The sequence below is a fragment of the Streptomyces sp. SAS_270 genome (genome assembly GCF_052543295.1).
Window position 1 is genome coordinate 153,292 of sequence record NZ_JBMNDS010000006.1, and the last position, 20,912, is coordinate 174,203.

General features: G+C 71.6%; 18 protein-coding genes. 6 read left to right on the plus strand and 12 right to left on the minus strand.

All coding sequences use genetic code 11. The features are described 5' to 3' along the window. Positions 1-164: 164 nt before the first annotated feature. The 8 genes from ACN6LB_RS06550 to ACN6LB_RS06585 all read right to left on the minus strand — a co-directional run bounded on the left by ACN6LB_RS06550 (position 165) and on the right by ACN6LB_RS06585 (position 7,809). Positions 165-902 (minus strand): 4'-phosphopantetheinyl transferase family protein, encoded by a 738-nt coding sequence (locus ACN6LB_RS06550; RefSeq protein ID WP_445024939.1) that lies wholly within the window; start codon positions 900-902, stop codon positions 165-167. Between the two features lie 32 nt (positions 903-934). Further along, entirely contained in the window at positions 935-2,095 is a 1,161-nt protein-coding gene (locus ACN6LB_RS06555; protein ID WP_445024940.1) for an acyl-CoA dehydrogenase family protein, read from the minus strand. Then, a complete protein-coding gene (locus ACN6LB_RS06560; RefSeq protein WP_445024941.1) occupies positions 2,092-2,898 on the minus strand; it encodes a hypothetical protein in 807 nt (268 codons plus the stop codon). The genes ACN6LB_RS06555 and ACN6LB_RS06560 overlap by 4 nt, the downstream gene beginning before the upstream one ends. Beyond that, a complete protein-coding gene (locus ACN6LB_RS06565; RefSeq protein WP_445024942.1) occupies positions 2,873-3,787 on the minus strand; it encodes a hypothetical protein in 915 nt (304 codons plus the stop codon). The genes ACN6LB_RS06560 and ACN6LB_RS06565 overlap by 26 nt, the downstream gene beginning before the upstream one ends. A gap of 2 nt (positions 3,788-3,789) precedes the next feature. Next, positions 3,790-4,074 (minus strand): acyl carrier protein, encoded by a 285-nt coding sequence (locus ACN6LB_RS06570; RefSeq protein WP_445024943.1) that lies wholly within the window; start codon positions 4,072-4,074, stop codon positions 3,790-3,792. A 32-nt stretch (positions 4,075-4,106) separates the two neighbouring features. Next, complete coding sequence (locus ACN6LB_RS06575) at positions 4,107-5,414, minus strand: type III PLP-dependent enzyme (RefSeq protein WP_445024944.1); 1,308 nt, start codon at positions 5,412-5,414, stop codon at positions 4,107-4,109. Positions 5,415-5,416: 2 nt separating this feature from the next. Continuing rightward, the gene (locus ACN6LB_RS06580) at positions 5,417-6,811 is read right to left on the minus strand and encodes a preATP grasp domain-containing protein (protein ID WP_356138197.1); all 1,395 of its coding nucleotides are present in this window, start codon (positions 6,809-6,811) and stop codon (positions 5,417-5,419) included. A gap of 65 nt (positions 6,812-6,876) precedes the next feature. Beyond that, complete coding sequence (locus ACN6LB_RS06585) at positions 6,877-7,809, minus strand: 3-oxoacyl-[acyl-carrier-protein] synthase III C-terminal domain-containing protein (RefSeq protein ID WP_445024945.1); 933 nt, start codon at positions 7,807-7,809, stop codon at positions 6,877-6,879. Positions 7,810-8,007: 198 nt separating this feature from the next. Between ACN6LB_RS06585 and ACN6LB_RS06590 the strand changes: the two genes are divergently transcribed. Further along, the gene (locus ACN6LB_RS06590; protein WP_445024946.1) at positions 8,008-9,423 is read left to right on the plus strand and encodes an MFS transporter; all 1,416 of its coding nucleotides are present in this window, start codon (positions 8,008-8,010) and stop codon (positions 9,421-9,423) included. Positions 9,424-9,546: 123 nt separating this feature from the next. Then, positions 9,547-10,188, plus strand: coding sequence for a ScbR family autoregulator-binding transcription factor (locus tag ACN6LB_RS06595; RefSeq protein WP_445024947.1), 642 nt, complete (start codon positions 9,547-9,549; stop codon positions 10,186-10,188). Here the strand turns inward: ACN6LB_RS06595 and ACN6LB_RS06600 are convergent. Next, positions 10,185-11,417: an MFS transporter gene (locus tag ACN6LB_RS06600; RefSeq protein ID WP_445024948.1), complete on the minus strand. Its 1,233-nt coding sequence runs from the start codon at positions 11,415-11,417 to the stop codon at positions 10,185-10,187. The genes ACN6LB_RS06595 and ACN6LB_RS06600 overlap by 4 nt on opposite strands. Before the next feature lie 86 nt (positions 11,418-11,503). On the opposite strand from ACN6LB_RS06600, the gene ACN6LB_RS06605 reads away from it, so the two are divergent. Next, on the plus strand, positions 11,504-12,478 hold the full coding sequence (locus ACN6LB_RS06605; RefSeq protein WP_445024949.1) for an ArsR/SmtB family transcription factor: 975 nt from the start codon (positions 11,504-11,506) through the stop codon (positions 12,476-12,478). Here the strand turns inward: ACN6LB_RS06605 and ACN6LB_RS06610 are convergent. Next, complete coding sequence (locus ACN6LB_RS06610) at positions 12,475-13,392, minus strand: SMP-30/gluconolactonase/LRE family protein (RefSeq protein WP_445024950.1); 918 nt, start codon at positions 13,390-13,392, stop codon at positions 12,475-12,477. The two genes, ACN6LB_RS06605 and ACN6LB_RS06610, sit on opposite strands and share 4 nt — an antisense overlap. 82 nt (positions 13,393-13,474) lie before the next feature. Here ACN6LB_RS06610 and ACN6LB_RS06615 point away from each other — a divergent pair, with 82 nt between their 5' ends. The 3 genes from ACN6LB_RS06615 to ACN6LB_RS06625 are packed head-to-tail and all read left to right on the plus strand — an operon-like array spanning position 13,475 to position 15,450. Beyond that, positions 13,475-13,912: an Lrp/AsnC family transcriptional regulator gene (locus tag ACN6LB_RS06615; RefSeq protein ID WP_356138282.1), complete on the plus strand. Its 438-nt coding sequence runs from the start codon at positions 13,475-13,477 to the stop codon at positions 13,910-13,912. Between the two features lie 9 nt (positions 13,913-13,921). Continuing rightward, positions 13,922-14,422 (plus strand): glutathione peroxidase, encoded by a 501-nt coding sequence (locus ACN6LB_RS06620; protein ID WP_445024951.1) that lies wholly within the window; start codon positions 13,922-13,924, stop codon positions 14,420-14,422. Between the two features lie 53 nt (positions 14,423-14,475). Next, positions 14,476-15,450: a MerR family transcriptional regulator gene (locus ACN6LB_RS06625; protein WP_445024952.1), complete on the plus strand. Its 975-nt coding sequence runs from the start codon at positions 14,476-14,478 to the stop codon at positions 15,448-15,450. 135 nt (positions 15,451-15,585) lie between these two features. Here the strand turns inward: ACN6LB_RS06625 and ACN6LB_RS06630 are convergent, their stop codons facing one another. Together ACN6LB_RS06630 and ACN6LB_RS06635 are read right to left on the minus strand one after the other, a co-directional pair. Next, the gene (locus tag ACN6LB_RS06630) at positions 15,586-17,529 is read right to left on the minus strand and encodes an MFS transporter (RefSeq protein ID WP_445024953.1); all 1,944 of its coding nucleotides are present in this window, start codon (positions 17,527-17,529) and stop codon (positions 15,586-15,588) included. A 283-nt stretch (positions 17,530-17,812) separates the two neighbouring features. After that, positions 17,813-20,704 carry a serine hydrolase gene (locus ACN6LB_RS06635; protein WP_445024954.1) on the minus strand — a complete coding sequence of 964 codons (2,892 nt, stop codon included), beginning with the start codon at positions 20,702-20,704 and terminating at the stop codon, positions 17,813-17,815. Between the last annotated feature and the right edge of the window lie 208 nt (positions 20,705-20,912).

Consider the following 20,912-nt stretch of genomic DNA (forward strand, 5'->3'; position numbering starts at 1 on the left):
GATTACTCTCCCCTCCTCAAACAAAATGCCCGGAATCGCGTGACACGGGCCTGACTTCCGGGTTTTGACCGGTGTATTGCCGTGCGCTCTGACGTACTCAAATCTAGTGACGCCGTGGCACACGATCACGGGTACAAGTACGCCGGTGTGGGGGGGAGTTTCTTCTACTTGACACCTCGCCCGATCCCCTTGGCGTCGGGTTCCACTGGCGGAATTGAATACCACATTTTCCGCGACACGCAAAAGGGGCCGTCGCCCAACAGCGCGACGGCCCCCGAATAGTTCTCGGGGAGTGACAGATCCGCAACTCTCCAAGGCCCGGGAAGCGGACCGTGCAGAGCACGCACGACAGTCTGGCACTCGGCGTCGGCGACGGCGAGTGCCATTCCCTGGGTGAGACGGCCGCCCGCCGCCTTCACGCAGGCCTCCTTTCTGGTCCACAGCCGGCCGAAGGCGTCGGGGCCCTCCCGCTCGACCAACTCACGCTCGTTCCCTGGGAAGTAACGCCGGGAAAGTCGCATGATGTCCAGTTCCGCGCGGGCCAGCTCGACATCCACCCCGACCGGCCTGGCGGCCAGCGCGACGAGGGCGATGTCACCCGAGTGCGAGAGGCTGAAGTGGAATTGCCCCGCGTCCTCGACGCGGGGCTTTCCCCAGCGGCCGCGGGTGAATCGCACCGCCTGCGGCGCACGGCCGAGACGCTCGCCGATGACGATCCGGGCGGCGGCGTGCGCGATCACAAAGCGCCGCCGCATTCCGGGCCGTACTCCCATCCTGGCGCGCGTCTTCTCGTCGTCGTCGAGGAGGTCTTCCCACGCGGACCAAACCGCGGGGTATTCCTCGCCGGCCGGTCCGCCCCCGCCGCCGTCGGGGCCGTCAAGCGGAATGTGCCAGACCTCCACCTGATCGATGCCGCCTTCGCGGAATGTCCCGTTCAGTTCCGGCCCACCTTTCCTGTGTGGAGCCCCTGGAAGAGGTTGAGTTTCTGGATGGTGCGTGTCCCTTCCATGAACTCCACGCCGCGCGCGTCCCGGGCGAGCTTGTCCAGCAGGGGGTGGTCGACCCGGGCGCCGGGCCCGAAGAAGCCCGGTGCCGCGAGCGTCACCTCCTCCGCGAGCTCGCAGGCCCTGGCCTTGGCCGCCGAGGCGAGATGCCCGGCGGACGGCCGCGCGTCCACGGCGAGGGCGGCGCGGTAGGTCAACTGCCGTGCCGCGTCGATCCGTTGGCCGAGCGCCTCGTGCAGGTCCCGCTCCGCTCCGCGCAGCCGCCCGCGGTGCTCGGCGACGTACTCATGGGCGGCCCGGGCGATCCCGAGGGCGATCGCGGCGACGCTCGGGCGCAGTTGGTTGAAGACGGCGACGATGCTCCACATGCCCCGGCGCGTCGCCGGCAGATGCGCACCGAGCACCCGCTCCGCGGGCACGTGCACGGAGTCGAGCGTGATCCGCGTCAGCTGCACGCCGCGCAGCCCGACCGTGGGCAGCGGCTCGGCACGGAACCCGGGGTCGGAGGTGTCCACCAGAACGGCCAGCACCCCGAGCCGCTCGGTACCGGCGACCCGGGCGAAGACGGCACCCACGTCGGCGCGGGCCGCGTTGCCGACGTAGCGCTTCTCCCCGTCGAGGACGTACGAGCCGTCACCGGTCGGCGTCAGCGTGGAGGTCATCTCCCCGATGGCGGAGCCGCGTTCGGGCTCGGTGAGGGCGAAGCAGGTCCAGCGGGGCCGCTCGGCGAGAATGCCGTACACCCAGTCCCGCTGCTCCTGGCTGCCGAGGACGCTCAGCAGCACGCCGCACATCGACGCGCCGGGCGAGGCCAGCATCATGCCGGCGTCGCCGCGCGCCAACTCCTCGCTCACCAGCACCCGTTCGAGGGTGGCCAGGCCGTGCGCGGGCCCGCTGCCCGCCTCCGGGCCGGCCCGGTCCCAGTCGGGCGGCACCTCGTGCCCGGCGAGGAACCGTACGGCCGGAAGATCGAGGTAGCGGTGGATGGCGTCGGGGTCCCGGTCGAGTTCCAGGGCGCCCGCGCGCAGGTCGTCGGCCCAGCGACGGACGTATTGCTGAGTGGTGGCGAGGGAGCCGGGCAGGGTGATCACGCGTCCCCCTCCGTCGTGCCGCCGCAGTACACGTCTGCGAGGAGTTCGGAGGCGTGCGCGGTCATGCCCGGGCCCTCCGCCGTGAAGCCGTGGGCGCCCAGCAGCCGCAGCAGCGTCCGGTCGGCCCGGGTGATCTGCGCCTGCAGCCGGGTAAGTTCGCGTTCGTCGATCGGCGGGCGGGGGCCGAGCGGCACGGCGACGCGGTCGATGCCGTCGGCGAGGTCGTCGAGGAAGCCCTCGATCTCCAGGTGTTCGATGAGTACGTCGGCGAGCGCGCCCTTGACCATCTGCTGCATCAGCAGCGAGGTCCCCTCGACCTGGCGCAGCGCCAGATACGCGATGGAGGCGTCCCGCAGCCGCTCGGACACGCCGAGCCGCAGCCAGGCCAGTCCGGTGCTCCAGTCGCGGGACGCGGACGGTGACACGGACCCGGCGACGGCACCCGCGTCGCCCTCGCCGGGCCGCAGCACGGCGAGCCCGGGCACGGGACCGTCGTCGTCCCGGGACTCCTTGAGCTCACTGAACTCACTGAACCGGCGACGCTCGTGCCCGTCGCCGGCTGCGCCATCGCCTGCGCCCGTGCCCTGTTCGGCCTGCTGCTCGCGCCGGGCGTCCTCCGCCTCCATCGCGGCGAACTCCTCCAGGAGCTCCTTGGGCAGTACGGCGTGCCCGCGCGGCCCGCGCGGCGACGCGCCGGGGGACAGGGCGCGGACCAGGAGGGTCAGCGCGGGCACCAGGCCATCCGCCCGCGCGCTCACCCGAGCCTCCCGCCAGTGCTCACGCACCTCGGCCGGAACCGTCATCGGACCCCAACTCCCCCGCATCGAGCGTGCAATAGGCCAGGAAGTCGCGTTCCCGGTCGTAGTCGGCCACCACCACATACCGGCCCCGGGCCGGCGCCGCGACAGCCGTCCCGAGGAGCGCCGTCCAGACGCCGGTGCACGGCCGCCCCGGCGCGGCACTGGTCAATTCGCCCTCCCACGACGGCAGTTCGACCCGTCCCCCGGCCGCTTCCGCGGTCAGTCCCGCCCCCGCGACCACCGATGCCGCCCGGTCCCACTCGGTGAACACCGCGTCCGAAGGCCGTCCCTGCGCCATGCCGCGGACGGCGCCGCCGCCCCCGTCCCACTCCAGGAGCAGTGCCACCGCCGTGTCCGCCCGGACGGGGTCGTGTTCCCGCCCGGGCACGGTGAACGGCTGCGTGCCCTGGTCGACGACCATCAGCAGCAGCCGCCGGAAGCCGCACCGCCGCGCGTACTCCACCGCCACCCGCAGTGCGCTGAACGGCGCCAGGACACCCTGGTCGGACAGCGCGAACGAGAGGGGCTCGCCCGGCAGGCGGCCCTTCAGGCAGGACGCGACGAGTTCGGCGTGGTCGAAGTCCGGGGTGGCATAGGCGACGACCACCACCTCGGGGCACTCCTCGGCCGACAGCGGCCCCAGCGCGTCCAGGGCGCCGTTCGCCAGCTCCACCGAGGTGCGCCGGCCCCCGTCGGCGTACCGCTCGGAGTCGAAGGGCACCGAGTAGGGGGCGCCCATCTCGCGGAAGAACTCCTCCCGCACACCGACCGGTTCGTACGGCACGCCCGGGCCCGCCGCGGTGTGCCGGGCGGCCCGGACGACCCGGGGCACGGCCGCCGGTGCGTCCGCCGTCGCGCGAGGGCGCCGCACGGGCGCAGTCGTACGGAACATGCCTAGGCGCTCGCTTCCGCCGCGACGAAGTCGGCGAGCGAGCCCACCGTCTCGAAGTGCGTCATCTCCAGCTCCTCGGCGTCGAACTGCACACCGAGGATCTCCTCGATGGTGATCAGCAGTTCGAGCGCGCTGCTGGAGTCCAGGCCCAGCTCGTCGAAGAGCCGCACGCTCTCCTCGGCGCCGGACACGTCCTTGTTGAGGACCTCCGACAGGCCCTTGCGGACGGCGTCGACGTAGGGGGCGCGCTCCGCACCGGCGACGGCGACTGCGGTGTTCTCGCTCATGTGGTTCTTCTCCTTGGATCCGTGGGTTGCGGTCAGTTGTCTTCGGCACCGGCAAGATCGCCGGTGGTCTCGGTGGCGTCGTACAGCCGCTGGCGGCCGAGCATCACCTCGACGTCGTCGCGCTCGCGGATCAGGTGCGCCCGCCCGTCCAGGACGAGGACCTCGGCCGGGTAGCCGTGGCTGAGGAAGTGCACCGGCGAGGCCGTCGGCCCGTACGCGCCGGAACGCTGTACGCCCACGAGCTCGCCGGCCCGCAGCGCCGGCATGGGCACCTTCTTGCCGATGACGTCGTTGGGCGTGCACAGCGGTCCTGTGATGTGCCAGGGCTCGGTGGCGGGCTCGTCGAGGCGCTCCAGGGCGGCCATCGGGAAGTTCCGCTTCACGTACGAGCCGATGCCGACCGCCGCCATGTGGTGGTTGGTGCCGCCGTCGGTGACGGCGAAGTTCTCCCCCATCGACGTCTTCGTGTAGCGCACGCGCGTCACATAGGTGCCGGACGCGGCGACGAGGAAGCGGCCCAGCTCCATGATCATGCGGGTGTCGGGGTGCGTGTCCCTGAAGCCGGCGATCAGCGGGTTGAGCTGGGCCGTCAGCTCGGCGAGGTCGAGGTCCTTCTCGTTGTCGAAGTAGGCGATGCCGAGGCCGCCGCCGACGTCGACCATCTCCAGCGGGAAACCGAAGTGCCCGGCGATGCGGTCGGCCAGCTCCAGGATCCGCCGGGTGTTCTCGACGACGGTGTCCTCGCCGAGGATGCGCGTGCCCAGGTAGACCTGGACGCCCATGAGCCGTACGCCGGGATGGCGGGCCCCGAGGTCGGGGGCCTCGGCGAGCAGCTGCTCCTCGTCCATGCCGAACTGCCGCGGCTTGCCGCCCATCGTCAGGCCCGAACCCTTGACGGTGAAGCTCGGGTTGACGCGCAGCGCGACCGGGGCGACGACACCGCGTTCACGCGCGACCTCGTCGATGAGGGCCAGCTCGCCGAGCGACTCGCACACGACGGCGTAGATGCCCTCGTCGAGACAGGCGGCCAGTTCGGCGCGGCTCTTGCCGGGGCCGAGGAAGATGATGTCGTACGGCGCCACGCCCGCGCGGCGTGCGGTGACCAGCTCGGTCAGCGAGGACACCTCGGCCCGGGCGCCGCAGCGGTGCAGCAGCGAGCAGACGGAGATGTTCGGGTTGGCCTTGAGGGAGTAGAAGACCTCCAGGGCGGGGTGCAGGTGAGTGCGCAGCCCCTGGAAGCGGGTGCTGATCTCCTCGCCGTCGTACAGGTAGAGGGGGGTGCCGAACTCCTCGGCGAGCCCGGTGATGCCGAGGCCCTGCACCTCGAATGCGACGCTCACGTTCAGCTCCGTTCCGTGTGGGCCGCGAGGCGGCGGGTGATGTCGGTGTCGAGGGCCTCGACGTCGTCGTCGCAGGCGGCCACGAGGACGCCGTACAGCCGGCCCTCGAAGCCGCTCTCACCGGCGCCTGCGGCGGCGGCGTTGACGGTGGCGTAGTTGTTCACGAAGAGGCCGCGCGTGCCCCGCTCCTCCAGGAGCAGCCCGTCCAGGACCTCACGCAGCTCGGCGAAGGGCAGCGGCCGGGTCAGGCGCAAGGAGAAGTGTCGGGCGACGGCGACCTCGTCGGGTCCGGCCAGGCCCTCGTGCACCACGTTCTGGTAGGTGGACATGTTGTTGCGGGCGTTGATCTCGACGACCGGGTAGAGACCGTCGTCGGGGTCGACCATCGCGTCGACGCCGACCACCCCGAAGTAGCCGTCGGCGGCGAGCCGTTCGCCCAGCAGGTCCGCGGTCCCGGCGATCTCGGTGACCTGGTCGGCGGTCAGCCGGGCCGGCATGCGGTGGCCCTTGTGGACGCCGCCCTCGGTGAGGAGCTCCTTGACGAAGTCGAAGTGCACGGAGCCGTCCTGACCCACCGTGAACTGGTAGTTCAGGTCGGCGCGCTTGGCGACCCACTCCTCGATCACGAGGGCGGTGCGCGGCGCCGTGCCGTCGGCCGCCGCCGCGCGCTCGGCCTGGGTGACCGCCATCCGGTGCAGCCGGGCGAGCCGCTTCTCGCTGTCGAGGACGACGATGCCCTTGCCGGACACCCCGAACGCGTCCTTGACGACGACCTTGCGTCCCGCGGCGAGCAGTTCACCGGCCGCCTCGACCGCCGCCGCCAGTTCCGGGAGGGTCTCGCAGGCCCAGCCGCGCGCCTGCCGGATGCCCAGCTCGTCGGAGAGCCGGCGGCTGTAGACCTTGCTGTTGACGCGCTTGCAGATGGCGGCGGAGGGGGCGCCCAGGCGCAGTCCGGTGCGCTCGGACAGCTCCTCCTCCACGGTGGAGATGCCGTGCGCGGTCAGCCGGGCACCGTCCGCGCCGAGCGCCGCGAGGGTGCGCAGCAGCTCCGGGTCGGCGAGGGCGTCCTCGCTGACGGTGCGCTGCGGGTCCTGTCCGGCCACGACGTGCACGGTGGGCAGCGCGAGGCCGAGGCCCTCCAGGTAGACGCGGTAGCCCTCGTCCAGGGCCGTCTTGAGGACGACGTGGTCGTCCTTGCCGCCGAGCAGCAGCGCGAACTCGTCCATGCGGTTCACGACGGCGCTGCCCGCGTGCGAGGCGACCCTGGGCAGCGCGGGCTCGCCCACGGCCCACTGGTTCTCCACCTCGAAGTTGCCCAGGAACACCAGGGGGGTGTCTGCGGCCCCGGTGACGGCACGCTTGAGGCGCCCGCTGAATCCGGAGGACGGAAGATGCATGTCGACCTCGTCTTTTCTCGTGTGCGCCCGCCCCGGGACTGGCCCGGGGCGGTGCGGAAGCGGGCTCAGTGTTCGAAGACCATGGCCGCGAAGGTCGCCCCGAGCCCCACGCTGGTCATCAGGTAGCGGTCGCCGGGGCGCAGCCGCCCCAGTTCGGCGGCCTGCTGGAGGTTGATGAAGGGATCGGCGCAGAAGCAGTGCCCGGTTTCGGCCACCAGGTCGAGGAAGACCCGGTCCAGGGGCAGCCCGAGCGCCTTGCAGACGCCGATCCACGACAGCCGGTTGACGTTGTGCGGCAGGACGAGGGCCAGGTCGTCGAGGCCGCAGCCCGCTTCCTCCAGGGCCGCGCCGATCACCTCGCACAGCCCGGGCCCGTACAGGTCCTGGAACTCCTTGGCCGCGCTCTCGCCCATGATGAACTCGTCGCCGAACTGCGGGTACGTACGGGCCGCGTAGCCGAGCATCCGGTCGCGGCCGGTGCGGTCGGCGCTCACCAGGAAGGCGACGGTGCCCTCGCCCATGACGGTGACGTCCGGGATGGACTGCGTCAGGGCCGTGCACGCCTTCTCACCGGCGAGGACGAGGGCGAGCGCGTCCGGATCGGGGTCGGCGGCAAGCAGCGTCCCGGCCATGTCCAGGGCGAGCAGCCCCGAGGCGCAGGCGTGGTGGGACACCACGAACGCGGTGGCGTGCTCCAGGCCGAGTTCGGCCTGCACCGGACCGAGCGAGGTCAGCGGATACGGCAGCGGGGACGGCATGGTCCGCGCCTGCAGGACGTACTTGACGCGCTGTTCCTGCCCGCGCAGCTCGACGAGCTTGGCCGCGGCGCGCAGCAGCAGCTCCGTCTCGGTCGCCTCGGGGTCACGGCAGACCTCGGACAGCCCGTAGAAGCGCTCGTACCGCCTTAGCTGGACATCCGTCAGCTGCAGTTCCTTCTGGAACCGAGCGATCGGGATGGTGTCGGGAAGACAGCTGGAGACTGCCACGATCGACGTCATGGCAACAACAGTCGCGGTCGGCGCTGACGCCCAACTGACGCTGCGCTGACCGCACGTCGGCGGCGCCCCCATTGTGCCGTGGCCCGGGCGCGGAGCGCAGTGGTGCCAAGTCCCCTGTCCTCACCCCTTCTCAAGTGATACCTTCGCGAAGGAATTTTTTTCGACCGTTCAACGCGCCCACGTCCGAGGAGAGTTCACATGGCCATGCCCACCCGGGCCGCACCGACCGTGCAGGCTGCGGGGACGAGCCGCTCCCCCGGCTCCCCGCACACCGTCCTCGCCGCCGCGCTGCTCGCCTTCTTCGTGATCTCCCTCGACGGCTCGGTCGTCAACGTGGCCCTTCCCGCCATCGCCGGCAGTCTGCGCGGCTCGATGGCCGACCTGCAGTGGATCGTCGACGGCTACACGCTGATGTTCGCCGCGTTCATGCTGTCCGCCGGCACGTTCTCCGACCGGGTCGGGGCGAGTCGGGCGTACGCCTGGGGCCTCGGGGCCTTCACCGTGGCCTCGCTGGGCTGCGGTGTCGCACCCGACCTGGGCACGCTGATCGGCGCCCGGATGGTGCAGGGCGGTGCCGCCGCGCTGATGGTGCCGGCGTCGCTCGCGCTGATCCGCCAGTCCTACACCGACGCGGGAAGGCGGGCGCGGGCCATCGCGATCTGGACGGCGGCCGGTTCCGTCGCCGTCGCCGTCGGCCCGGTGGTCGGCGGCATGCTCACCAGCGGGCTGAGCTGGCGAGCGGTGTTCTACCTGAACCTCCCGGTGGGCGCGGTCGGCCTCGCCCTGCTGACCCGCATCGCCCCGTCCCCGCGCCGCCGGGCCCCGGTCGACCTGCTCGGACAGTTCTCCGTGGTGGTGAGCCTGGCCGGTCTGACGTACGCCGTGATCGAGGGCGGCCACGCGGGCTGGGGCGGCACGGGGGTGCCGGTCACGCTGGTGGTGGCCGCCGCGGCAGCGGTCGCCTTCGTCACCACGCAGTCGCGCAGCAAGCAGCCGATGGTCCCGCTCACTCTCTTCAGGTCCCGTACGGTGCTGGTCTGCCTGGCGGCCGGCTTCACCCTCAACGCCGTGTTCTACGGTGCCATCTTCCTGCTCGGCATGTACTTCCAGCAGGTGCGGGGCGCGTCGCCGGTCGGCGCGGGCGCGATGTTCATCCCGATGTGCGCGCTGATCTCCGTCGTCAACATGGCGGGCGTCAGGCTGGCCGCCCGCAAGGGAGCCCGGGTCCCGATGGTGACCGGCCAGCTGATCATGGCGGGCGGCGCGCTGCTGATGCTCACGGTCACCCCGCACACCTCGCTCGTCGTCCCGGTCCTCCTCCTCGTCCCGATCGGCCTGGGCGGCGGCCTCGCCGTACCGTCTCTGACCGCCGCGATCCTGGAGAACGTCGACGCCGAGCGGGCGGGCACCGCGGCCGCGCTCCTCAACACCGCGCGCCAGGTGGGCAGTTGCCTCGCGGTGGCGGCGTTCGGTGCGCTGATCGCCGACACCTCCCGCTTCCGGCACGGCATGGACACCAGCTTCGTGACCGGCGCCTTGATGCTGCTCGTGACGGCCGCCGCCACAGCGCTGCTGCTGCCGCGTGCACCCCGCGGGACAGCACCGGCCCCCTGATCGCGCGGGCGGCAGCCCCCGCGTGCCGGCCGGCGGAAGCGGCCGACCGGCGGATTACCATACGTTCCCGAAGGTATATTTCACGGAACCGATCGTGTCGGCGCATCGAGGACGGACCCCACCATGGCCACGGACAGCAGCTCCCGAGGGGCCCGGGCCACCGCCCCCCGGCACAAGGACACCGGCCTCAAGCAGGAGCGCGCCGTGCGCACCCGCGGGCAGGTGCTCGACGCGGCGGCCGAGGCGTTCGCGACGAAGGGGTTCCCCGCCGTCACCGTCCTGGACGTCGCCGAACTCGCCGGTGTCACCAAGGGAGCCGTCTACTTCCACTTCGCCAACAAGGAGGCGCTCGCCCAGGCCGTGGCCGAGGAGTTCTACCACCTCCTCGAAGTGATCAAGCAGGACGTGCAGGACTCGGCCCTGTCCCCGCTCGACGCCGTGCGCGAACTCCTCGTCCGCACGGCCCTCGCCTTCCGCGACGACACCGTGGTCCGGGCGGGCGCCCGCCTGCAGATCGAGCGTTCCCTCATCGGCGCCGATCTGCCGATGCCGTACCTGGGCTACACCGAGTCGCTGACCAGCTGGTTCCAGCAGGCCCGGGACGAGGGCGAGGTGCCCGCCGACTCCGACCCGGGCGTCACCGCACGCGTCCTGGTCTCCGCCTTCTTCGGCGCCCAGCACATCTCCTGGGTCCTCAACGACCGCGCGGACATCACCGACCGCATCGAGGAGGTCCTGCGCACCGTGGTCCCTCGCGCAGGCTAGGTAGCCACGTCCGCGGCTCCGAGCACACCGACCGGCCCGCCCTCGCCGTCACCCCCGCCGCCCGGACGGCGTTTCTCCCGCCTGCCCGCCGCTGCCAGGGCCGCTGTCGCCGTGAGCGACCCGGCGGCCATGACCGTCATCGCCGTGCCGGGCGACGTCAGTTGGGCCGCGGCGCCGGCCAGTGTCGCGCCGACGCCCTGCATGGTGAGCATGCCCGAGGAGTGCAACCCGAGGGCGTGACCGCTGAGTTCGTCCGGAGTCAGGTCCATCAGGCGTTCCTGCTGGACGAGACTGGCGCCGAAGCCGACCGAGGCGAGAGCGACGCAGACCGCCGCGACGCCCACCGCGGGACGGAGGACGAAGAGCAGGTACGGCGTCGCCAGGAGCAGCAGCAGCGGGATGCCCATGCGGCGGCGCACGCGTGGGGCGAGGAGCCGCCCCACCGTCACGTCGCCGACGAACATCCCGAACGCGGCGAAGGCGAAGAGCAGGCCCGCGCGGTCGGGCGCGTAGGAGACGAAGAGGGACTCGCAGCCGACGACCAGGCCGTTGGGGATCCACAGCAGCAGGTAGACGTGGCGGCGGGGGACGCAGGACCACAGGACGGCGTTCGTGCGCCAGGTCTGCACGACGGAGGGGCGCCCGGCCGCGCGGGGCGGGCGGCGGGCGAGGCCGAGGCGGGTGGCCAGGGCGCCCACGAAATAGAGCGCGGCGGCCGTGAGGAGCGTGGCGCGCGGGGAGAGGACGGCGACGAGGACACCGCCTGTCGCGAAGCCGGTGATCTGCATGATGCCGTTGAGCATGTTGAAGACCGAGCGGCCGAGCAGGTAGCTGCCCTTCGGCAGGATCTCGTTCAGCAGGCCCCAGCGGACCCCGCCGCCCAGTGAGGTGACCAGGCCCAGCGCCAGCAGGAGTCCGAAGACCGCGCCGATGGGCAGGCCGGGCAGCGCCATCACCGCCGTACAGACGGCGAACGCGAGCGAGATGCCGGTCATCGTCGCGCGCGGCGGGAGCCGGTCCGCCGCCGAGAGGAGGGTGGTCGCGCCGAGGACCTGGGCGAGGGACGGGCCGAACATGCTCAGCGCCGAGAGCAGTGGTGAGCCGGTGTCCTCGTAGACGAGCGTGCCCAGCGCCAGGCCGCCCACCGTCTGGGCGGCGCCCTGGAGTGCGGAGGCCAGGAAGAACGGGGTGAACTCGCGGGTGCGGAAGAGGTCGGAGTAGCTGCGCATGCGGGGAGTCTCCGGCGGCCCCGGAACGGGTCGTTAGAGTTTCGCGCAGACACGAAACCAACGAGCGGGCAGGCAGGGGGCCGGGCATGGGCTGGTGGCAGATCAACGCCGACACCCTCGCCGGGAGCCGTTTCGTGGTGTCCCCGCTGGCCGAGACCTTCGCCGGACTGCGGCTGCTGCACTCCGGGACGGCCTCCCACCCCGGCGAGCGGGCCTGGCTGGACGCCCATCTGCCCGCCTACCGGCGGCACTTGGAGCGCGACCCCGTCACCGCGGCGACGATCCGCGCCGGGCTCGGCCGGTCCTGGACCGCCGACTTCCTCACACCGCCGGCCACGGGCGAGGACACCGGTTTCGAGACGGAGGTCGCACGGATACGCGAGGTGCCGGGGGCGGACGCGCGGGCCCAGCTCCTCGTGTCCCTGCGCGGCCCGCTCCCCGACCTGCTCCGAGGCCGCGACGACCTGCCCGAGCGCGCCGCGGACCTCATCACGTACGTCTGGACGTCCGCGATACGCCCCTACTGGGACCGGCGCCGACGCGTCCTCGAAGCCGATGTCGTCGCCCGTACCGCCCGGTTGAGCCAGGGCGGCTGGGCCGCCGTCCTCGACGGCCTGCGGCCGGGGACACGCTGGCTCGGCGAGAGCAGGTTCCAGGTCAACACCCATGAGTACCCGCCGCGGGAGATCTCCGGCGCGCAGCTGTTCTTCGTGCCGGTCACCCCGCAGGGGATCGGCTGGGTGGCCTGGGAGGAGCCCCACCGGTACGCGGTGGTCTACCCGTGCTCGGGGGCGCTCGCGGAGACGGGCCCGGCCTGCGCGCCCGCCTCCCTGGGCGCGCTGCTCGGCCCGGCCCGCGCGGGCGTCCTCGTCCTCCTCGACTCCCCGCTGAGCACCACCCAGTTGGTCGCCCTGACCGGCCAGGGGCTCGGCTCGGTCGGACGGCATCTCAAGGTGCTGCTCGACTCCCGGCTCGTGCAGCGGCGTCGGGCGGGGCGCTCGGTGCTGTACTACCGGACACCCGCGGGCGAGGTCGTGGTCAAGGCAGCCCAGGCCTCCTAGATGCGGGGCGCGCCGGTCACCGACACCACCAGCGAGTACAGGGACGTCGAGGCGGTGATGAACATGCGGTTGTTCTTCGGGCCGCCGAAGGTGATGTTGGAGACGGTCTCGGGGACGACGATCCGGCCGATGAGGGTGCCGTCGGGGTCGTAGCAGTGCACGCCGTCGTCGAGGGCGGCCGCCCACAGCCGACCCTCGTCGTCGAAGCGGATGTTGTCGAAGCGGACGCCGTCCTTGCCCTCGGCGAACACCTTGCCGTCCGAGAGGGTGCCGTCGTCGTGCACGTCGTGGACGTGGATGCGGCCGGCGCTGGAGTCGGAGACGTACAACTGCTGTTCGTCGGCGGAGAGGATCACGCCGTTGGGCCCCATGAAGCCGTCCGCGACCAGCCGCACCTCGCCCGTCACCGGGTCGATCCGGTAGACGTTGCAGGCGCCGATCTCGCTCTCGGCCCGGTGGCCCTCGTAGTCGCTCCTGATCCCGAAGTCCGGGTCGGAGAACCAGACCGAGCCGTCGGAGCGTACGACCGAGTCGTTCGGGCTGTTGAGCCGCTTGCCGTCGTAGCGGTCGGCGAGGACGGTGACCGTGCCGTCGTGCTCGGTGCGGGTGACCCGGCGGTTGCCCTGCTCGCAGGTGATCAGGCGGCCCTGCCGGTCCAGGGTGTTGCCGTTGCTGTGGCCCGCCGGGGCGCGGAAGACGCCGACCTCGCCGGTCTGCTCGTCCCAGCGCAGGATGCGGTCGTTGGGGATGTCGCTCCAGATCAGCTGGCGCCAGGCGGGAACGTACAGCGGGCCCTCGGCCCAGCGGCTCCCGTCGTGCAGCACCTCCAGCCTGCTGTCGCCGATGGCGCAGCGGCCGGTACGGAAGCGGTCGTCCAGGACCTCGTACACCCCGTTGACGATCTGACCTGACACGGTTCCCCCTCGGCTCGGTACAGAATTTCATTCAACGTAGCATGCAATCCACCGAACCAGATATGGTCGATGAATGAAGCAAGTGGATGACATCGACCGTCGGCTGCTGGCCCTGCTGCAACAGGACGCCACCCGGTCGTACGCCGTGCTGGGCAAGGAGGTCGGCCTGTCCGCCGGGGCCGCGCACGAGCGCGTACGCAAGCTGCGCGAGCACGGGGTCATCCGGGCCACGACCGTCGACATCGACCCGGCGGCGCTCGGCCTCGGTGTCCTCGCCTACGTCATGGTCGACTCGTCGGCCTGGATGGGCGAGTCCGCCGAGGCGTTCGCCGCGCTGCCCGAGATCGAGGAGGCCCACGTCATCGCCGGCAACGCCTCCGTCCTGGTCAAGGTGCGCACCGCGACGACCGAGCGGCTCCAGGACGTGCTGCGGCGGCTGTACGCGATCGAGGGCGTCAGCGGAACCCACGCCACCGTCGTACTGGAGACCTTCTTCGAGCGCTCCGTCCACGCTGGTTAGGCTCCGGGTATGACTAACGACAACTCTGTGCTCGCTGTAGAGATCGATTCCCTCCAGGGCGGTTCCGCCGACCTCGGCCAGTACCGCGGCAAGGCCGTGCTCCTCGTGAACGTGGCCTCCAAGTGCGGCCTGACACCGCAGTACGCGGGCCTGGAGCGCCTCCAGGAGCGGTACGCCGCCCAGGGCTTCACCGTGCTCGGCGTGCCCTGCAACCAGTTCCTCGGCCAGGAGCCCGGCACCTCCGAGGAGATCGCGGAGTTCTGCTCGGCCACATACGGCGTGACGTTTCCCCTGACCGAGAAGGTCGAGGTGAACGGCGAGGGCCGGCACGCCCTCTACGAGCGCCTGGTCGACGTCGCCGACGCCGAGGGCCACACCGGCGACATCCGCTGGAACTTCGAGAAGTTCCTCATCGGCACGGACGGCGAGGTCGTCGCCCGCTTCTCGCCGCAGACCGAGCCGGAGTCGGCGGAGATCGTGGCGGCAGTCGAGAAGCAGCTCACCGTTTGACCTTGCCCCTGGGGCAAGGAACATCGTCCTCCTCGCCGGGCGGAAGGCGCCCGGTGACGGAGGATGGCCTCGTGGACGAGCAGCGCGTGGAGCGGCAAGAGGGACGGCAGCTGCTGACGATCGGCGCGTTCGCCGCCCGCGCGCGGCTCTCGCCGAAGGCGCTGCGGCTGTACGACCGCCTCGGTCTGCTGCCCCCGGCGCACGTCGACGAGGTCAGCGGCTACCGCTACTACCGCGCCGAGCAGGCCGAACGCGCCCGCCTCGTCGCACTCCTGCGCCAGCTCGACATGCCTCTCGCGCACATCGCCGAGCTGGTGCGGCTGGACGGAGCGCGGGCGTCCGACCGGCTCACCGCCTACTGGGCGCAGGCCGAGGCGCGGTTCGCCTCGCAGCGGACGCTGGCCGAGTACCTCCGTGGCCGACTGTCAGGGAGTTCCGATATGTACGAGAAGTTCGTGGTCGAGACGGTGGACGTCCCGGAGCAGGTGGTGCTCACCGAGTCGCGGCACACACTGTCGGACGAGCTGCCCGTGTGGATCCCCGCCTCGCTGGGGCGCCTGGAGGAGGCCGCACTTGAGTGCGGCGGCATCACGGGTGCGCCCTTCGTCGTCTACCACTCCGAGGTGTCGACCGAGAGCGACGGCCCCGTCGAGTCGTGCGTACCGGTCGCCGACGAGGCCCTCGCCCGGGCCTGGGCGGCATCCCACGGCCGCTCCCGCACCACCGCCGTCCGCATCGAACCCGCCCACCGCCTCGCCTGCACCCGCATCACCAAGGCCCAGGTCGCCCACCCCCAGATCCTCGCCGCCTTCGAAGCCGTCGAGGCCTGGATGTCCGAACACGACCTCGACTACGCGGGCCCCTGCCGAGAGGTCTACTTCACCGACTGGGACGCGGCGGGACCGGAGGACCCGGTGTGCGACGTGGCGTTCCCGGTGAAGGGTTTCAGCCCGTCCGCAGGGATTCCCAGCCCGTCCGGCGGGATTTCCAGCGCGTCCGGCGGGATTTCCAGCCCGTCCGGCGTTTGAGGACGAGCGCGTCAGCGCGATTGGGGGGCGAGGGGGCGCAGCCCCCAGGACAACGGGACGGGTAGGGGCGGAGGGGCGAAAAAACCTCACGGCCCACCCCCCACCGATCACCCGACCTCAGTCACCCGACACCCCTCAGTGCAGCTCCTCCGGACAGGGGGTCCCCCGAGGCAACTGGTACGGCGCCGCCAGGCGATACGTCCCCTTGCCAGGGGCCAACAGCACCGTCCACTTGTCCCCCGACGCGTTCTCCTCCGCCTCCATCAGGCACCCGTTGACGTTGTCGAACGTCTTCGGCGTGCCCTCCTCCCGATGCTTGGAGCCCTCGGTCTCCTGCGGCGGCTTGAGGCTCTTGCCCTTGGCGTCGACGAGGCTGAGCCACGGCGAGTACGGGACGCGGATGAGGACGCGCCCGGGCTCACCGACCTCGATGGTCAGCTCCCCCTGCTCGGCACTGTCGACGGTGGCGTGCGGCGACGCCATCGGCGTGGGGTCGGTCACCTCGAACAGCTGCCAGTTCGCGTCGCCCCAGATCTGCTTCAGATACGGCATGCCGCGCTGCACGAGCTGCCGCTCACGCTGACCGCCGTCCCCGTCGGGCTCCCCCTTGGGCAGCACCACGAAGTGGACGGCCCAGCGCTGGAGCCACTCGTGGTAGTTCGCGGAGTTGAGGGTGTCGTCGTAGAAGAGGGGGTTGCGCTCCATGTCGGCCTGACGGAGCCAGCCGCGGGCGAGGTTCACGTACGGGGCGAGCGCGGAGGCCTCGCGGTGCGAGCGCGCGGGGACGACCTCGACCCGCCCCTTCTCGGCGCCGACCACCTGGAGCTGGTTGACCAGCGGTGCCAGCTCGCGCGCCCAGGACGCCTCCGGCGTCGTGTGCACGATGTCGTCGACGGCCTTGAAGCCGACCCAGCCGACGAACCCGGCGAAGGCGAGGACGATCGTGTACCACTTGCGCGAGCGCGGCACCGCGAACGGCAGCGCCGCCAGCAGCACCGCCCCCGCGAAGAGCATCGCGAGCCGCGAGATGTTGGAACCGATCTGCGAGCTGATCAGCCAGACGCCGAACACGGCGACGCCGTAGACCGCCGCCGTGATCCGTACCGTCTTCCACTCCTTGGGCACGAGCGCGAAGACGAGGACGGCGTACAGGAACGGCAGCGAGGCCGAGCCGATGGCCATCGGCTGGGTGCCGGAGAAGGGGAACATCCAGGCGCAGACGGCCACCACGACGGTGGGCGCGATCCCGAGGGCGTACGCGCCCGGCCGGCGCTTCTGCAGGAAGAGGGCCACCGCGACAAGGCCGACGAACAGCCCAGCGACGGGCGACGCGGCGGTCGCGAGGGCGGCGAGCGGCGCCGCGCACAGGGCCTTCGCCCAGCGTTTGTAGCGCCAGCGGTGCGGCCAGCAGAAGACGATGGCGGTCGCGCCGAGCCCGAAGACCAGACCCAGGCCGTACGTCACCCGGCCCGAGATCGCGTTGCACAGCAGCGCGAAGACCCCGGCCAGCGTGGGCCACAGCGGGTTCCGCACGACCCGGCTGCGGATCAGGATCATCGTCAGCAGGCCCGCCGAGATGGTCCCGGCGATCATCATCGTCGTACGGACACCGAGGACCGACATCAGATACGGCGACACCACGCTGTACGACACGGGGTGCATGCCGCCGTACCAGGCCAGGTTGTACGCCGAGTCCGGATGCCGCCCCACGAACTCCGCCCACGCGTCCTGCGCCGCGAGGTCCCCGCCACTGTTGGCGAACGTGAAGAACCAGACGAGGTGCAGTACGCCGGACAGGGCAGTCGCGAGGAGGACGGGGTACCGGCGGGCGAAGCTCACGACACGGTTGCGCAGGGCGGACTCGGCGTCGTCGACGGTCTTGGCAGCCTTGACGTCATCGGCGTCATCGGCGTCATCAGCGGTCCCGGCAGCCTTGGCTGCCTTGGTGGCCGGCTCGGGCTCGGTGGGGCCTACCGGTGCGGCGGGCGACTCCGGGGTGCGGGCGCGCAGCGGTATTCGAGGGCCGGATCCTGGGCCAGGATCGGCGTCGTCGGCATGTCTCGGCTCCGCTGTGGCCACTGCAAGGCACTCCCCGTGTCCCGTATCTCGTCCGGTCTCGTCCGGCCGGGACCCGTGGCCCGCGACCTGCCCCGATCTCGCGACGCTAGCACGCACCCCGCCGGGGAGCGCCCGGGTGGGTGGCCCCTGACGGAGTGAGCAGCGTTTACGCCACGCTCGCAGCGCATTCGAGGCGATTCCTGCGCAGGTGCGGTGCTTGTGGTGCTTGCGGTACGCGCCCGGTACGCCGGCGGGGCCGCCCCCGCCGGCGTACCGGTATGCGCGGCACACGCCGCATACGCGGTCAGCTCACGCGCTTGAGCTTCGCTGCGAAGCCCGGCTCGGCGAGGGCCGACTTGAGGGCGACGGGAATGGTGACCGCGTGGTCCGATCCGTCGCCGACCGTCAGCTTGCCCACGACCGTGCCGGCCTTGGCGGAGTGCGGGACCGTTTCGCCATCCGCGCCGATCGAGATGCTGGTCTTCAGGCCGGGCCAGCCGACCGCCTTCATGTTCTTGGTGGCGACCACCGGGGTGCTGCCGCCGAGCCCGTCGTCCACGTACCCGACGACGTCGCCCTTCTTCACCACCGTGGCGGAGGTCAGGCCCTTCTGGACCTTGTCGATCAGCTTCTGGCTGTTGGTGAGGGCCAACTGAAGGCTGTCCCAGACCCTGCCCGTGCCGGCGTTCTGGTTCAGCACGGCGCCGTAGACCGTCTGCGTCTCGCCGTCGACGGTCTTGGTGGCCGCCCACACGAGGTTGCCGCCCGCCGGGGTCGACGAACCGGTCTTGAGACCGATCACGCCGACCTGGTTCGTCAGCAGGTCGTTGGTGGTGTAGATGGGCTTCGCGAGGCCGGGGATCTGAGCGCTGGCCATTCCGACGATGCTGCGGAACACCTTGTCCTGCATGGCGTTCTTCGCCAGCTTGAGCTGGTCGGCGGCCGTGCTCACGGTCGTCTTCTTCAGACCGCTCGGGTCCGTGTACGTCGTGCTGGTCATGCCGAGCTTCTTGGCCGCGGCGTTCATCTTGCCGACGAAGGTCTCGCTGTCGGAGTCCCAGCGGGCCAGCAGCCGCGCCGCGTTGTTCCCGGACGGGATCATCAGCATCTGCAGGACCTGCCGCTCGGTGAACTTCTGGCCCTTGGTGACGGCCGCCGTCGACTCGTCGTCGTTCTTCGACTCGTCCTCGGCCTGCTGGTCGACCGTGATCTGCTCGCCGCCCTCGTTCCCCTTCAGCGGGTGCTCCTGGAGGATCACGTACGCCGTCATGATCTTGGCGACGCTCGCGATGGCCTGAGGCGTCTGCTTGCCGTCGGTGCCGAGGCTGCCCACGCCCTCGACCTCGATGGCCGACTGGCCCTGCCCCGGCCAGGGCAGGTCGAGCTCGCCGCCCTTGAAGGTGTACGTGTCGTCGGCGGTGAGCGTGAGGCTCGGCGCCGGCAGCGGACGTACGGCCTGTACGACTGCAAAGATCACGGCGAGCAGAATGACCAGCGGGGTCCAGATCTTGACCCGCCGCACGATCGTCCGCACCGGGGTCTCCGGCCGCGGGGGCGTGTTCGTCAGCTCGGCCAGCAGATCCAGCGGCGGCTTCGGCGGCAGCGGCTGCTGCGTGGTCCGCTCCGGGCCGACCTGCGGGAACGCGGTGGTGGCCGTCGACGAGGCCGACGTGGCCGCGGGCGCACCCTTCGGCTTCGGCGGCGCGGGCTCGTCGAGGGGCTTCAGCGCAACGAATTTGCTGGTGCGCTCGGCTTCGGGTTCGGGTTCGGGTTCGGGGGCCGGGGTGGGCTTGACCTTGTCCGCGGCCTTGTCCGTGGCCTTGTCGGCCGGGGGCTTGACGTCGCCCAGCTTGAGCATGGTGGTGGGCTGGTCCACGGCCGGGCGCCGCGGGGCCTTGAAGACGGCGGTGGGCTGGTCGACGGGAGCCTTGGCACCAGGCGCGTCGGCCTTCGGCTCGTCGGCGGTGTCCTCGGAGGAGGGCTCGGGAGCCGCGTCCTCGGGCTCCGCGTCCGCCGGGGCGCCGGGCTCGGCGTCGACGGGCTCGTCCGCGACCGGGGGCTTCACAGCCCGGAAAACACCCGTCGCCCGGTCGACGACGGGCTTGGGAGCAGCATCCTCCGGAGCCTTGGCGCCCGTCGGGGCGTCAGGCTCGACGTCAGCCTTGGAAGCGGCGCCCTCCGGAGCCGTGGCATCCGTGGCGACCTTCGCGTCCTCGACGTCGCTCGCGGCGGACCCGGCGTCGGCAGGCTCCTCCGCGACCGGGGGCTTCACAGCCCGGAAAACACCCGTCGCCCGGTCGACGACGGGCTTGGGAGCAGCGTCCTCCGGGGTCTTGGCGTCCGCGGCGGCGCTCTCCGGAGCCTTGGCGTCCTCGACGTCGCTCGCGGCGGACCCGGCGTCGGCAGTCTTGGAAGCGGCGTCCTCCGGGGTCTTGCCGTCGCCGACGGCCTCGGCGTCCGTCGCGTCCTCGACGTCGGTCGTGGCAGCCTCGGCGTCGGTCACGTCGGCCTTCGGCTCATCGGCCGTCTCGGCCTCGGCTTCGGGCTCGACGTCCGCGGCGGGCTCTGAAGCCGCGACCTCAGGACTCTCGGCGTCCTGGGGAGCCTCGCCCTTCGGGCCCTCGCCCGAGTCCGCATCGCCGGAATCGGCCGCGTCGGAGGCCTGCGGCGCATCAGCGGCCTCGTCGGCGTCACCGGCAGCCGAGGCCTGCTCGCCGCCCGCAGCCGCAGCCACGGACTCCGCGTCGGCGCCCTCGTCCTCGGAGCCGCCCTCACGCTCCTCCGTGTCCGCCACCGCCACCCACGCGGCCACAGCGGCCCGCAGCCGGGCGTCGCCGGAACCCTTGGCCTCCGCGCTCTCACCGGCCGCGTCGGCCCCGGTGGAGCCCTCCGCGCCCGAAGCGGAGTCGGAACCCTCCGCGCCCGACGCTCGGGCAGCGACGGCCCGAGTCGAGAACACCGCCGTCGCCCGGTCGGCCTGCAGCGGTTCCGACCGCTCCACCCGCGACGCCGGAGCGGTCTCGCGGGCCACCGCCAAGCGGGGGTCGGCCGGAGCCGAGGTCGAGGCCGACGCGGTGGGCCGGGTCGGGCCCGGAACCGCGGCCGGGGTCCCCGGCGTCGGTTCTGCCGACGACGTCGACGACTCGTGCTGCTTCGACCTGTCGGGGGACTCGCCCGCCACCGATGCCTCCTCCATGCGCCGGCCACCGGCGCCCAACCGAACCATGAACCCGTAAAACCCCGTATAACCCGGCCCGGACGCACTGTCCGAACCATGCACCAGTGTCCTGTGCGCGGGCTTAACCCCTCCGGTAGACGAGAACGACATACCTACCGGTTCCACTACATTCCGGTCACGCACTCTCGACAGACCGATGTGAGAGGGGTCACCCTGTCATTCATCC

Coding starts and splice junctions, on each gene's coding strand:
- ACN6LB_RS06605 (WP_445024949.1), top strand. CDS start 11,504: ATGGGCTGGTGGCAGATCAACGCCGACACCCTCGCCGGGAGCCGTTTC.
- ACN6LB_RS06600 (WP_445024948.1), bottom strand. CDS start 11,417: ATGCGCAGCTACTCCGACCTCTTCCGCACCCGCGAGTTCACCCCGTTC.
- ACN6LB_RS06620 (WP_445024951.1), top strand. CDS start 13,922: ATGACTAACGACAACTCTGTGCTCGCTGTAGAGATCGATTCCCTCCAG.
- ACN6LB_RS06580 (WP_356138197.1), bottom strand. CDS start 6,811: ATGCATCTTCCGTCCTCCGGATTCAGCGGGCGCCTCAAGCGTGCCGTC.
- ACN6LB_RS06560 (WP_445024941.1), bottom strand. CDS start 2,898: ATGACGGTTCCGGCCGAGGTGCGTGAGCACTGGCGGGAGGCTCGGGTG.
- ACN6LB_RS06585 (WP_445024945.1), bottom strand. CDS start 7,809: ATGACGTCGATCGTGGCAGTCTCCAGCTGTCTTCCCGACACCATCCCG.
- ACN6LB_RS06635 (WP_445024954.1), bottom strand. CDS start 20,704: ATGGAGGAGGCATCGGTGGCGGGCGAGTCCCCCGACAGGTCGAAGCAG.
- ACN6LB_RS06565 (WP_445024942.1), bottom strand. CDS start 3,787: ATGTTCCGTACGACTGCGCCCGTGCGGCGCCCTCGCGCGACGGCGGAC.
- ACN6LB_RS06595 (WP_445024947.1), top strand. CDS start 9,547: ATGGCCACGGACAGCAGCTCCCGAGGGGCCCGGGCCACCGCCCCCCGG.
- ACN6LB_RS06570 (WP_445024943.1), bottom strand. CDS start 4,074: ATGAGCGAGAACACCGCAGTCGCCGTCGCCGGTGCGGAGCGCGCCCCC.
- ACN6LB_RS06590 (WP_445024946.1), top strand. CDS start 8,008: ATGGCCATGCCCACCCGGGCCGCACCGACCGTGCAGGCTGCGGGGACG.